The sequence below is a fragment of the Metallosphaera cuprina Ar-4 genome, assembly GCF_000204925.1.
Taxonomy (GTDB): domain Archaea; phylum Thermoproteota; class Thermoprotei_A; order Sulfolobales; family Sulfolobaceae; genus Metallosphaera; species Metallosphaera cuprina.
The window spans coordinates 640,017-651,749 of sequence record NC_015435.1; the positions used below are offsets into that span (position 1 = coordinate 640,017).

At 39.5% G+C, this 11,733-nt stretch carries 14 protein-coding genes; 9 read left to right on the top strand and 5 right to left on the bottom strand.

Annotation, left to right across the window (positions count from 1 at the left end; translation table 11 throughout):
- Nucleotides 1–11: 11 nt before the first annotated feature.
- From MCUP_RS03635 to MCUP_RS03645, 3 genes are read left to right on the top strand one after another with little or no spacing between them, the layout of a single operon-like run.
- Complete coding sequence (locus MCUP_RS03635) at nt 12–1,154, top strand: DUF763 domain-containing protein (protein ID WP_013737318.1); 1,143 nt, start codon at nt 12–14, stop codon at nt 1,152–1,154.
- Nucleotides 1,132–2,244, top strand: a complete 1,113-nt coding sequence (locus tag MCUP_RS03640; protein ID WP_013737319.1) for a citrate synthase/methylcitrate synthase — start codon at nt 1,132–1,134, stop codon at nt 2,242–2,244. Before MCUP_RS03635 ends, MCUP_RS03640 begins: the two co-directional genes overlap by 23 nt.
- A 36-nt stretch (nt 2,245–2,280) precedes the next feature.
- Nucleotides 2,281–2,940: a DUF47 domain-containing protein gene (locus tag MCUP_RS03645; RefSeq protein ID WP_013737320.1), complete on the top strand. Its 660-nt coding sequence runs from the start codon at nt 2,281–2,283 to the stop codon at nt 2,938–2,940.
- 17 nt (nt 2,941–2,957) lie between these two features.
- Here the strand turns inward: MCUP_RS03645 and MCUP_RS03650 are convergent, their stop codons facing one another.
- Nucleotides 2,958–3,467 carry a ribbon-helix-helix domain-containing protein gene (locus tag MCUP_RS03650; RefSeq protein ID WP_013737321.1) on the bottom strand — a complete coding sequence of 170 codons (510 nt, stop codon included), beginning with the start codon at nt 3,465–3,467 and terminating at the stop codon, nt 2,958–2,960.
- A 252-nt stretch (nt 3,468–3,719) separates the two neighbouring features.
- Here MCUP_RS03650 and MCUP_RS03655 point away from each other — a divergent pair, with 252 nt between their 5' ends.
- The 3 genes from MCUP_RS03655 to MCUP_RS03665 all read left to right on the top strand — a co-directional run bounded on the left by MCUP_RS03655 (nt 3,720) and on the right by MCUP_RS03665 (nt 5,451).
- The gene (locus tag MCUP_RS03655) at nt 3,720–4,001 is read left to right on the top strand and encodes a hypothetical protein (protein WP_013737322.1); all 282 of its coding nucleotides are present in this window, start codon (nt 3,720–3,722) and stop codon (nt 3,999–4,001) included.
- A 266-nt stretch (nt 4,002–4,267) separates the two neighbouring features.
- Nucleotides 4,268–4,492 carry a ribbon-helix-helix domain-containing protein gene (locus tag MCUP_RS10225; RefSeq protein ID WP_013737323.1) on the top strand — a complete coding sequence of 75 codons (225 nt, stop codon included), beginning with the start codon at nt 4,268–4,270 and terminating at the stop codon, nt 4,490–4,492.
- The gene (locus tag MCUP_RS03665; RefSeq protein ID WP_013737324.1) at nt 4,489–5,451 is read left to right on the top strand and encodes an inorganic phosphate transporter; all 963 of its coding nucleotides are present in this window, start codon (nt 4,489–4,491) and stop codon (nt 5,449–5,451) included. Before MCUP_RS10225 ends, MCUP_RS03665 begins: the two co-directional genes overlap by 4 nt.
- Here MCUP_RS03665 and MCUP_RS03670 read toward each other — a convergent pair.
- The 3 genes from MCUP_RS03670 to MCUP_RS03680 all read right to left on the bottom strand — a co-directional run bounded on the left by MCUP_RS03670 (nt 5,426) and on the right by MCUP_RS03680 (nt 8,025).
- A complete protein-coding gene (locus MCUP_RS03670) occupies nt 5,426–6,376 on the bottom strand; it encodes a hypothetical protein (RefSeq protein ID WP_013737325.1) in 951 nt (316 codons plus the stop codon). The genes MCUP_RS03665 and MCUP_RS03670 overlap by 26 nt on opposite strands.
- A 64-nt stretch (nt 6,377–6,440) precedes the next feature.
- A complete protein-coding gene (locus tag MCUP_RS03675; protein WP_013737326.1) occupies nt 6,441–7,259 on the bottom strand; it encodes a DMT family transporter in 819 nt (272 codons plus the stop codon).
- 145 nt (nt 7,260–7,404) lie between these two features.
- A complete protein-coding gene (locus MCUP_RS03680; protein ID WP_013737327.1) occupies nt 7,405–8,025 on the bottom strand; it encodes a membrane protein in 621 nt (206 codons plus the stop codon).
- A gap of 172 nt (nt 8,026–8,197) precedes the next feature.
- Here MCUP_RS03680 and MCUP_RS03685 point away from each other — a divergent pair, with 172 nt between their 5' ends.
- The 3 genes from MCUP_RS03685 to MCUP_RS03695 all read left to right on the top strand — a co-directional run bounded on the left by MCUP_RS03685 (nt 8,198) and on the right by MCUP_RS03695 (nt 10,624).
- Nucleotides 8,198–9,655 carry an MFS transporter gene (locus MCUP_RS03685; RefSeq protein WP_013737328.1) on the top strand — a complete coding sequence of 486 codons (1,458 nt, stop codon included), beginning with the start codon at nt 8,198–8,200 and terminating at the stop codon, nt 9,653–9,655.
- A gap of 64 nt (nt 9,656–9,719) precedes the next feature.
- Nucleotides 9,720–10,388 carry an HAD family hydrolase gene (locus MCUP_RS03690; protein WP_013737329.1) on the top strand — a complete coding sequence of 223 codons (669 nt, stop codon included), beginning with the start codon at nt 9,720–9,722 and terminating at the stop codon, nt 10,386–10,388.
- A gap of 23 nt (nt 10,389–10,411) precedes the next feature.
- Complete coding sequence (locus tag MCUP_RS03695) at nt 10,412–10,624, top strand: sulfurtransferase TusA family protein (protein WP_013737330.1); 213 nt, start codon at nt 10,412–10,414, stop codon at nt 10,622–10,624.
- Here the strand turns inward: MCUP_RS03695 and MCUP_RS03700 are convergent, their stop codons facing one another.
- A complete protein-coding gene (locus tag MCUP_RS03700; RefSeq protein ID WP_013737331.1) occupies nt 10,625–11,608 on the bottom strand; it encodes an NAD(P)/FAD-dependent oxidoreductase in 984 nt (327 codons plus the stop codon). It abuts the gene before it with no gap.
- Between the last annotated feature and the right edge of the window lie 125 nt (nt 11,609–11,733).

Genomic DNA, 11,733 nt, shown 5'->3' on the forward strand with positions numbered 1-11,733 from the left:
TAAATATTTCTATGGAAATAATAGGGATAAGCGACCTACCGCTACACTACGGAAAGGTCCCAAATTGGCTGATCCCCATAATGAGGAGGTTATCTAGGGCTATCTTAGACGTGATGATTTTAGAGTGGGGTCCAGATAAAATACTTGAGAAATTATCAAATCCTCTATGGTTTCAGGGCTTTAACAACGTTATAGGTATGGACTGGGACTCATCAGGTTCAACTACAGTGACTTTGGGCATCCTTAAGGAGGTAGTTAATCCTAAGGACGACGGACTGGCCATCACTGGTGGGAAGGGTAAGAGTTCTTTAAACGTTCCTAAAGAACTTGAGAGCTTACCTTCCAGGTTTGACTTGAACGTAAAGAGGCTGGCTAGGATAAGTAAGTTGATAGCAAAAGTTGATACGACGTTACTTCAAGACGGTCACGAGCTATATCATCACTCCCTTCTAGTTTCCGAAAGCGGTAGATGGATCGTGATTCAGCAAGGCATGAATCCGCAAACCAGGTTCGCTAGGAGGTATCATTGGAAATCTGTGAACGATCCGGTAAATCAAGAACGGGAGGCTTTAGCAGGGGTCAAAAGTAAAGCGGTACTTAATGTTCACGCATCAGTGAATGCGAAGAGAACTATAATGGACTTATTAAGGGAGAATCCACAGAAGCTCGAAAGGGACTATTTACGTTCTATGGCTATCCTGAAAGGACAGTCCTTGGAGTCTTGGATGGGCACTGGAACTATAGGGGCCATTTCATCAGAAGCTAAGCTCGTTTACATGAGACCAGTAGATGTGAAGAGAATAGTCAAGGTGATTTATGAGGTCCAACAGGGGTCTCCGTCAGATCTAGAGGATGCCCTCCTTCTAGGAGTAGGTCCCTCAACTATGAGGGCCCTAAGTCTCATATCTGATCTGATCTATAGAGAACCTCCCTCTTATGAGGATCCAGTAAACGCCCCTTATGATCCTTTCAAATACGCTTACGCTATAGGCGGAAAGGATGGGATACCGTTCCCCGTGAATAGAGAGATAGCCTTTGAGGTGATCCAAACGTTAGAGGACTTTGTTACAATAGCCAAGCTAGAGAAAAAAGATAAAGCCTTAGCTCTGAATAAATTAAGGGATCTAAGACTTGGAGTTAAGGAAGGGGCTTGAGGACATAGCCATTAAGGAAACGTCCATAACTTTCATCGACGGTGAGTTAGGAAGGCTATACTATAGAGGATATTCAATATTCGATTTGGCCAGTTTCTCTAACTTTGAAGAGGTGGCTTACTTAATTTGGTATGGTAAGCTTCCGACTAGACATGAGTTGGACGATTTTAAGTCTAGGCTAGCAGAGGAAAGGTCCATCTCCGATGAGATAGCCTCTCTAGTTAAGAGGACGGCTAAGACTGCGAACCCTATGGACGTCCTTAGAACGTCAGTTAGCATGATGGGCCTTGAAGATAAAGATGATGGAGAGCTAATAACCAAATCAATGAAGATAACGGCTAAGATACCTACAATAATATCGAGTATACAGAGAACTAGAGCAAACCTAGATGTGATAGAACCGGATCCCTCCTTATCACATTCGGAGAATTTCCTTTACATGCTTCATGGCTCAAAGCCCAGTCGTGAAAGATCTAGAATGCTTGACGTAGGCTTGATGCTTCACATAGATCACGAGATGAACGCTTCAACTATGGCTTGTCTAGTAGTGGCATCAACTCTCTCAGATATTTACTCCTCTATAGTAGCAGGAATATCAGCTTTGAAGGGCCCTCTTCACGGAGGAGCTAACTCTGAGGCTTTGAGGCAATTCATGGAAATTGGAAGCCAGGAAAACGTTGAAAAATACGTGTTGAATAGGCTCAGTTCAGGCCAGAGGCTCATGGGTTTTGGGCACAGGATATATAAGAGTTTAGACCCTAGGGCCAAGATAATCAAGGATTACTTATCCAAAGTTTCTAAGGATGAAGAAACTCAGAGACTGTTCGATATAGCAACAAAGGTGGAGGAAATAGGGATCCGAATCCTAGGTAAGAGAGGAATATATCCCAACGTGGACTTTTACTCGGGACTTCTGTTTCACTTCCTGGGCTTTGATCTAGATTTGTTCCCTACCATATTTGCCTCGGCTAGAGTGATAGGCTGGTCCGCTCATGTAGACGAGTACCTCAAGGATAACAAGCTCATAAGGCCTAAGGCAATCTATGTAGGCGATTTAGGGAAAAAATACGTTCCTATAGATGAGAGATAATTATTTTTATACTGCTTAAGTCAGATAGTTAGCTAGATGTTCAAGCTCACTATAAATAAAGAAGATATTATTTTTAGCAAGATAGTAGAAATAGCTAAAGCTATAAACGAGGCTATATCCAGGCTAGATGAACTAGTTAAGAAGCAGATTAAAGGAGATAGAGAGGGAGTGACAGCAGAAACCATAAGGATAAAGTCTATCTACGAAAGGGTAGCAATGATTAGAGAGGAAATAGTCTCAATGCTTTACGGTGAGGCGTTCCTCCCAGACTTTAAAGAGTCCATGATGATGCTAAATCAGGCCCTCTATAACACGATGAAGGCAGTTAAGGATTCGAGTAGGGCAATATCTTCCAGAAAGCCAAACGAGGTTCTGACTAAGACCTTGGGCGACGGTTTGCTGACATATCTTACTACAATAACTGAGGCTGGGGAGAGGTTAATAAGTATGGTGTCGCTGATGAAGACAGATATGAAAGAGGCTATAAGGATAGGTAAGGAAATTCAGTTAATGGAGAGAAACGGAGATGACGTAAAGGACATGTTGATTCAAAGGCTTTACGATTCCGAGAGCGTTGCAGATGTGATTAGTGTCCTTCAGATAAAGGATGTGATAATCTTTATGGACGATATACTAGACTACATGGAAGAGGCAACGTTGAGCATAGAAACCCTATACGCAACACTTAAAGCTTAAAAAAATCAAGATTTTGATTAGCTAGGTGTAGATATCCTTTTTACAAACTTTGTTTTCCTCATTAGCGTAAGTTTATTTATTGAAGGTGGTATAACTAGTTCATCCACAGATATTATGGAGTCAACGTAGTGCTCTAAAGTCTCCTCATCCAAGTCAGGAAGGATTAGCTTCCCTATATTTCTAAAAGAAACAGGTTTCTTGGCAGAGATCATCTCCAACTTGAAGACGGTCACCTCTCCTATGTTTGAAACAACTATTACATCTTTTTTGCTCTCGTTGATCCCCTCTAAGAAGGCTTTCCCAGTACTTTTTATGCCGTCCTTTACGTTATAGGTTATCATCTCGGCTTCCGAAACCAGAGTTAAGAAATTACTAATAGCCTGGTTAGTTATCTCTCCAACCGTTCTTCCTGTGTCCCTAGCCACGTTTACTAGTCTTTCATAAAGCTTGGAGTCCACTCCTCTTATTGTTACGGTTCTGTTTTGTTTGTCATCCTTCACTTTATCTTCATTGTTTTCATTAGGCATGATTACATGTTTTCTTGTAAACATTTAAGTCTTTTTCTCATATCTAATTAACCTGCAACGTGGTCTTATCCCAGGATCACGTTAAGTCTTCTCTGAGAGATTAACAATTCATATGATGATTCTCATTAAGAGTTATATAGACAAAATATCATGCCACATAATAGAAAATGGCATGTTATTCTTCTAGAATTTAGATCTCCTATCTAAGAAAAGTTTAAAAGTAATACTTCATAAAGTAATTATGTGATAATCATGACCAGAGCTCAGGTCACCGAATACGTTAGGGAGACCATTGAGAAACAAGGTTACGACAAAAGACTAGTCCTGCCTGTAAAGATGTTGTCCAGTATAGAGGCTACTCTAAACGTAGCGTTACCTGTTTCAATATCTAGAGTTATAGCGGTTACAAGCCAGAACTCACCCTACTGCGAAAAGATTAAGGATGTCCTATCTAGAATAAGACCTAACGCATACTCGATGTGTATCTTTGATGAAATTCATCCCTCAAATATAGTATCATTATTTTATAAGTGACTTACAACAATTTTATACGTTCCCTATGACAGTAGGACCTTATCGTAAGCTAGCTCACGGTCTAAATTAGAAAAGAACTGTCATTAACATATCTGATTTTAATTTTTATCCGTATAATAGAGTATTCTATATGAACATCATTCAGGTTACTATCGATTGAAGATGAAATGTATCTATCAATGAGAACCTAGTACTATTTAAATTATACAAAAGACAAGTGACTAGAAAGGTTTATGTATTGATCGTTACATGAATTAATGATTGCAATGGGGGTTTTAAGGGACCTAAATTCAGCGGATGAAATTGTTCTAGACATCGATGAGAGAAAAGAGACGAAAACGGTCACCTTCAAGATAGATCCTGATCTGCTAGAGAAGATTGATCAAGATATGAAAAGGAGGAATATCCGGTCTAGAAGTGACTATTTGAGATGGATAATAACTTATAATATCCTCAGACTCAAAAATCAGCAAGGACAGAGTAATAAATGAGCTTGTTAGATATTACGCTTTTTCTTATTGGTCTGATTTCTTCTTTTGTAGTAGGTGGGAATAACTCTGCAACTTCTCTAGGAATTCTAGTTTCTACTAATGCTTTGAGGAGGAAGTTCTCTTATTTAATTAGCTCGTTAAGCATGTTTCTGGGGGTATCTATAGGTGGTTTATCCCTTCAGGGAAGTATTCACGGGACGATTAACGGTAACCAAACCTATTTAAGTGTTGCAGTTCTCTCAGTTTTATTCGCCTCAGTCATATCGTTTTATTATCTGAATAAGTCTGGTATTCCTTCATCGTTAAGTCAAATGATTTATCCCTCTTTAGCAATCCTTGTCCTAATCTCATCTAGTAAGTTAACGCTAGATTGGAGTAAGTTCTGGTTTACAGTTTCCTCATGGTTTTTCTCTCCATTTCTGGCCATAATCTCAGCAATAATATTCTATTATGCTTTAATTAAAATAACTTCTAAAGAAAAGAAGATAATAAAGGAAATGAAAATATATAAATATTTAATAATTTCTTCGGCTGTCTTTACATCTTTCGTAACGGGAGCCAACGCTGTGGGTATAATAGCGTCTGCTGGATTGCTATCTGAACCAGTATACATTGTGTATCCTCTATACGGGTTAGCAGCATCTCTTGGAATATATTTCAGTTCAAAAAAGGCTTCGATAGTAGTAGGTTTTAGATTAACTAGAATGGGCTACCTCAGTGCAACTTCAGCTCTCATCGGAGGGGACATAATCTCCGAGGTGTTCACACTGTTAGGGGTTCCAATCTCCATAACTCAAACTATAATGGGCGGGGTTTTAGGTCTCAGCTTTAGGAGTTTCGGACACGATGTAAAGAATCAGTTAACGCAAGTGGCCAAAGGCTGGTTAACGTCTCCTATACTCGCAATAGTTGCATCTCTCGCAGCTTTTGGGATCATAAAGAGCCTCCTTGGTCTTTGACGAACCTAGATGATATACCGTGCTTTATACCGAAGATGCCTAGAGATTCCCTTATAAGGAAAACGTAAATTCCCACTGCCAATATCCACGGTATACCGGAAAATGAGATCAGATCCAATAAAAGAAGGATAGAAATAATCCATTCAAATCTATAATTATATCTGGCTAGGGCATATGTGGAGCAACTGAAGAGGAGTACGCTCATTACGCCTACTGTGAAAGAGTGTAAAAAGTAGAGTCCTCCTAAAATCAAGCCTAGAGACGCAGATACAACGATTGAAACTAGTGCCAGCGTCGCTGAAAGAGTTGTTAAGCTTCCCTTAGATCTGAATGTCCTAACCCTGATTATAAACAGCGGATAGATAATGGTGATTATATTAATTAGGATTGGATATACATATCCTAGAAAAATCGGTAGGATTATGGCAAGTTGTTTCATTCCAAATAAAGGCCTTCCGTTTAGAGTTGCCATGAAAACGCCTACATTGACTCCAAGTATGTAAAGTAAAAGAGGGATCTCCAGGTAATAGTAATCATTAGTGAGATAAAACAGTAACCAGGAGAACGCTCCTGAAAAAGGAGATAAGATAACAAGGTAGTTAACCGGAAACTTCGACCCATATCTCTTAACATCAAAAATAGCTAGGGTGAGGGTAATTGATACAACTAGCATTCCAATTCCTATCAAGATCGTATTGAGAGTTAGAAGTAAAATCAAGCTTGTCAAGTGACCGGGAACGTATCTTTTTGCGGGCGAGAAAAGTCTGTACAGCATTCCAACGTAGAATAGATAGCTACCATCCATCATAAACAACGGATGAAGAGCTCCCTTCAATAAGATCTGGACTGCGCCTAAAGTCCAATAAAGTAAAGCTGAATAGATGAAAGGTACGTTTACACCCCAAGGCTCTATAGCGTTCTTCATCTCTAATCTCACGGAACATATTGATTAAAAGGAGAGAGGCTAAAATTTTAGGGATAGACTCTAATCAGGTTAATATACCCAACCACAATGAGCTAATAATAATAATTGTAGCTCCAATAATTTGAAACGTGGTTAAGGTTTGGTTGAGGAAAAAGTACGCTAGAATTGTGGTTGTAACAGGTTCTAAGGATGAGATTATCGTAGCTACTGTCGAATCAAAGGTTTTTATTCCCTTATAAAACAGATAGTAAGGGATTATCGTCCCAAAGATTGCCATGTACACTCCACCTAAAGCCGATGGTAACAAATGGACCTTATTAAGAAATAAAATTGACATCGACGTTGGAAGCATAGACCAGAGAGACTGTGACGATAGAACTTCCCAACCTGAGAATCCGTGCATCTGTAGGTACTTTGAGAAGGAGATCAAGATGGCGTAGGTAATCCCTGATAAGATTCCCCACACTAGTTCTAAGAGTGTGGGAGTTCCTAGGTAGTTCAGATAGAGCGCAACGATCACTAAGGCCGATCCAATAAACTTCACTAAGGTAATTTTCTCCTTAAATAAAAGATAAGAGAAAATTATTACAAACAGGGGAGATGTATAAAGAAGAAAAGAGGACAGAGGAGCACCGTCTAAAATTATAGTATAAGTATATATTTCATAGAAAATACCAGATATTAATCCCATGATTATTGATTTCCAAGAGAAGATCCTTCTGGTGAAGTAAGGTATGGTTATTATTGATGAAAAGACGGTTCTAAATAACACGATACCTAAAGAAGTTGCGCCTACTTTATAGGATTCCTGGACTATAACACCGATTGTTCCCCAAAGCACTGAAGCCCCGATTAGGTTGTAAAATCCTCTATCCCATTTCATTCGAATTGATCTAGATGTTTAGCTTAAAAATTCTGATCAAGTTTTAGTATTAGTTATATCATGTTACGACGATTTTATTTTTATTATAAAAACAATTCTCCCTATCGTGTTACATCTTTCTACTACGATCTCTTATAGGATAAAGCTAGATACGGATTAAAACGTAATTCACGATAACGTAGACCGCAAATAAAGGTATTACGACTAGGTCAGTTATGTTAACGAACACCTCAAGAATCCACAAAGTAGCTAGAGAAAAAAGAAGTGAGGAAAGGAAGAACTTTAATTGAGGTAGCCTTATCCTAGAGATCTGACTTTTGAGAAGCGCTGTAAGGCTGAGGACCAGTATCGCTGAGATTGCAGTACCGGCTAGTGTAGATGTGTAACTTTGAGGAATTAGAGCAAGCACTACAAGAGCATCTTCAAAGGCCTCAGTGAGCGCTACCACAAACACCACTCCTATCCCCTCTTTCTCTTTATGAGAACCTGTCCTTTTCTTAAAATATCTCCTTGCACTCCTTAGTAATCTGTACCCAAAGTAAGTCAATATGATTGCTCCAGCTATTAGAATATAATGTAAAGGGAAAATCGTTAGAAACTTACCAAGAACGAAAGTGGGTAAGAGAACCAATCCAACTCCTAGTGCGGCAATACTGTAAGGCAACCATGATCTATAAGCTCCGGCATATATTGCAGCGACCGCACCAGCCTCGGAGAGCTCAAGTGTGCCCATTGCTAGAGCAGCTAAGAATACGCCTAAATTCATCGTTCAATGAGATCATCAGACCATATTAAAAATCCTTTTATTTTATCGTTAATATCAGGTCTACTGGTCTGTTTCGGCACCGCTTCATATTAACTATATAGAACTATATAGAGTACATAATATATATGGGTCATTAATATAAGTTCATGGTACGTACTCAAGTCAGATAGTTATGGAGCCATTTAAACCGATTGACAGTATGAAACTAAGTTTCAATCACATAAAGGTGTGGTACACTGCAGGGATGGGATTTTTTACAGACGCTTACGATCTTTTCATCATAGGCGCTATTTTGGATATATTTAGTGCAAACCACTTACCTGGATTTGAGCTAACTCCTCTTTATACCGGGCTTCTAGCTTCGTCTGCGATATTTACAGCGATTTTCGGCCAGTTGATCTTTGGTACTCTTGGAGATTTGATAGGAAGGAAAACTGTTTATGGAGTAGAGGCGTCACTACTTACCGCTGGTGCTGCACTTTCCGCTATTTCTCCAAATATAATTTGGTTGATCATTTTCAGATCAATAATGGGAATTGGTATAGGGGGTGACTATCCAATATCTGCAACTATAATGAGTGAGTACGCTAATGTGAAAGACAGAGGGAAACTAGTGGCTCTAGTCTTTGCGAACCAAGGGATAGGAAGTGTCGTAGCTGTAGCCGTGGGAGCCATATCTGCTTTTACGCTTCCTCCCGATCTAGCTTGGAGGGTGATGGCTTTCATTGGAGCGATACCAGCTGCAACTGTGATATATTTAAGAAGGAAGGTACCTGAGACACCTAGATATTCGGCTCTAAAGGGAGATAAGCAAGGTATTCAAAAATCTCTTGAGTTTGTATCTAAGAGCTCGGAGAACGGTTTTAAGGATAAGAATGAAAGCGGAGTGGAAGTCGTCAAAGATAACGTAAACAACGTAGCTAACGTGAAAATAGTAAGGCCTAGAATTACGGAATTCTTATCAAAGTACTGGTTATTACTTTTAGGGACTGCAGGAACTTGGTTCCTACTAGACATCGCTTTCTATGGAACTGGAATCTATTCTGGTCCTATAGTGACTTCGATACTAGGAAAGCCCTCATCTGTAGGTCTTGAGATCGTGGAAGCCGGGATACCTTTTATGGTAGGGTTCTTTGGATACTTCACGGCTGTTGCTCTAATGGATAGGTTAGGGAGGAAACCAATCCAGACTTTAGGCTTCGTGATGATGGCTTTACTCTACAGCGTTATCTCCTTAGTTTTAGTAACGGCTGGGGCTAAAGTTACAGGCTTCCTAATTCCTGCAACTTCTGCTTTTGCACTCTATGCCCTATCATACTTCTTTATCGACTTTGGTCCTAACACGACTACGTTTGTGATTCCATCTGAAGTGTATCCAACAGGCTATAGAACTACTGGCCATGGCATTTCTGCAGCAGCAGGAAAGACGGGTGCAGCAATATCAACGTTTTACTTTGGTTCACTGTTGAGTTCAATAGGGATAAAAGGGATTCTTGAGTTGTTAGCTGTGCTGAGCGTTATTGGAGCGGCGTTAACGATAATAGCAATCAAAGAACCAAAACACAGGAGTTTAGAGGAGGTCTCTCAGGACACTGTAATTGTTGAGTCACAGGCTCAGAACTCAAAATAAACTATATAGTCAATATAGTTTAAGATGCAACATTTTTATAACTACATAAAAATCCTATTATTTCATGAAAATAAGGTCTGTTCTATTGGATGTAGGAGAGACTTTGGTAGGTTTTAGACCTTTATCATTTGAAAAGATGATGGCTAGACTTAGATCGGCAGGCTATTTCGTATCTGCCAAGAAAACGTTTAGAGCGATATCTAAGGTTATGGCAAAGCACAATTTTCCAAATAAGGTTGGACTTAACCCCGTCGACGTAAGAGACCTCTTGTATGAGCTCGGAATATATCCTAGCAAGGAATTGAAGGACAAGTTAGCTGGAGATTACGTTCCGAGCCAAGACTATTTCCTATATGAAGACGCAAAGGAGTTTTTAGAATATTTATATTCAAAAAATATAGATATTGTGCTGGTAACTAATGCGACAAGGAGGATGCATGACATAATAGATGAGCTAGAGATAAGGAAATACGTCAAAGGAGTTATCGCTTCATGCGATGTTGGTTTAGTGAAACCCAATCCTAGGATGTTCGCTTACGCTCTAAAGTACTCTTCCCCTCCAGCGATACATATAGGAGATATCTATGAGCTGGACTATTTAGGTGCGAAAAGGGCAGGCTTTGAAGCGCTTCTTTTGGATAGATTCGGGTTTTATGACGATCTAAACGTTGATAAAGTTTACAACCTGAAGGAAGCTATGACTTACCTAGAGAGAAAAAGCATGATAGTTTAAAATTATGATTGCTATTTTATTGTATGGAACTAAATTTAGTAGGTCTATGCTGTTCGACACCCCAACTCACTGTCTATAAAGCCCTGAAGAGGGTTAGACCTGGATCTGAGATTAGAATAATAACTGATGACAGGATAGTACTGGAGAGGGACTTAATTCCTCTGATTGAGTCCTTCAAAGTCACCTATACTATAAGGGAGGAAAATGGAAATTTCATTATAGACTGTACAAAATAACTAGATAGACTCTACCATTCTGATCGCTCTGTATATCCCTACTCTTTTGGCCAGTTCAGCCATAGGTCCTCTTACGAACTTCCCCATCATGTCTCCAAAGTACTCGGAGCCAATCCTAAGGACTATCGCTACCTGTTTGTAAGTGAACTTCACATCTCTCCCAATCGCATTTTGGACCGCGATTGCCCCAGACTGAACTGCCACTTGAGCGGACATAGGTACGAAACCTTTGGTCGTCATAGAATCGCCGGCTCCATAAACATCGTCTTTATCTATAGACTTCAAGTATTCGTCAACTAACATCCTTCCGTTTCTGTTAGATAGTCCCAGGTCATTAATAATTGAAGGTCCTCTAAACCCTGCTGCCAAGATCATCAAGTCTACCTTTATTTCGTCTTTGTTAGTTTTCAAAACCTCTCCGCTGATCTCATCTACTTTAGTTCCCAGAAATACGTTAACGCCTAGCTCTGTAAGCCTCTGTATGGCGAAGTTAGACGAATCCTTACTCATAAACGATAGCAGTCTATCCTGTTGTTCTATTAAGTAAACGTTCTTCCCCATTTCTCTAAGGGAACCGGCAAGTTCCACACCAAGAGTCCCCCCTCCTAGTATTGCGACGTTCTTGACTCGAGGTAGCTTAGATCTAATCTCAAGCGCATCGTTAAGATTTTCCAATTTCTGTATTGTTCCTTTAACTCTCCCTGTATCCTGTTCATATCCTAATGAAATTATTAGTTTATCGTATTTTATGTTACCTTTAGACGTTTTAACTATCTTATCCTTGAAATCTACCGTAACTACCTTTGCTTGAACAACCGCTTTTGGGTAAGGTATTGTGGCCAGTGAAGGGTCACCGGTTTCTATTACATCAGTTAGTCTATGAGTCAGAAGGAAATACTCTTTAGAGTCAACGACTATTGCGTCACGATAAGTGTTTAGTGCAGATAAACCGGCAAATCCTCCTCCAAGCACCACTACTCTCATGTAATATCGAGTATATATTATGTCTCGCGAACTTTAAATTAAACCTCATAACTCACTATTATAGTTTAAACGTATTAGACAAAGCAGTTCTAAACTATACATTTAATATCAAGATTTAAGCTAAA

Bases quoted from the DNA above. Each gene is read 5' to 3' on its own strand.
- MCUP_RS03635 (WP_013737318.1), top strand. From the start codon at position 12: ATGGAAATAATAGGGATAAGCGACCTACCGCTACACTACGGAAAGGTC.
- MCUP_RS03645 (WP_013737320.1), top strand. From the start codon at position 2,281: ATGTTCAAGCTCACTATAAATAAAGAAGATATTATTTTTAGCAAGATA.
- MCUP_RS03650 (WP_013737321.1), bottom strand. From the start codon at position 3,467: ATGCCTAATGAAAACAATGAAGATAAAGTGAAGGATGACAAACAAAAC.
- MCUP_RS03655 (WP_013737322.1), top strand. From the start codon at position 3,720: ATGACCAGAGCTCAGGTCACCGAATACGTTAGGGAGACCATTGAGAAA.
- MCUP_RS10225 (WP_013737323.1), top strand. From the start codon at position 4,268: ATGGGGGTTTTAAGGGACCTAAATTCAGCGGATGAAATTGTTCTAGAC.
- MCUP_RS03665 (WP_013737324.1), top strand. From the start codon at position 4,489: ATGAGCTTGTTAGATATTACGCTTTTTCTTATTGGTCTGATTTCTTCT.
- MCUP_RS03670 (WP_013737325.1), bottom strand. From the start codon at position 6,376: ATGAAGAACGCTATAGAGCCTTGGGGTGTAAACGTACCTTTCATCTAT.
- MCUP_RS03675 (WP_013737326.1), bottom strand. From the start codon at position 7,259: ATGAAATGGGATAGAGGATTTTACAACCTAATCGGGGCTTCAGTGCTT.
- MCUP_RS03680 (WP_013737327.1), bottom strand. From the start codon at position 8,025: ATGAATTTAGGCGTATTCTTAGCTGCTCTAGCAATGGGCACACTTGAG.
- MCUP_RS03685 (WP_013737328.1), top strand. From the start codon at position 8,198: ATGGAGCCATTTAAACCGATTGACAGTATGAAACTAAGTTTCAATCAC.
- MCUP_RS03690 (WP_013737329.1), top strand. From the start codon at position 9,720: ATGAAAATAAGGTCTGTTCTATTGGATGTAGGAGAGACTTTGGTAGGT.
- MCUP_RS03695 (WP_013737330.1), top strand. From the start codon at position 10,412: ATGGAACTAAATTTAGTAGGTCTATGCTGTTCGACACCCCAACTCACT.
- MCUP_RS03700 (WP_013737331.1), bottom strand. From the start codon at position 11,608: ATGAGAGTAGTGGTGCTTGGAGGAGGATTTGCCGGTTTATCTGCACTA.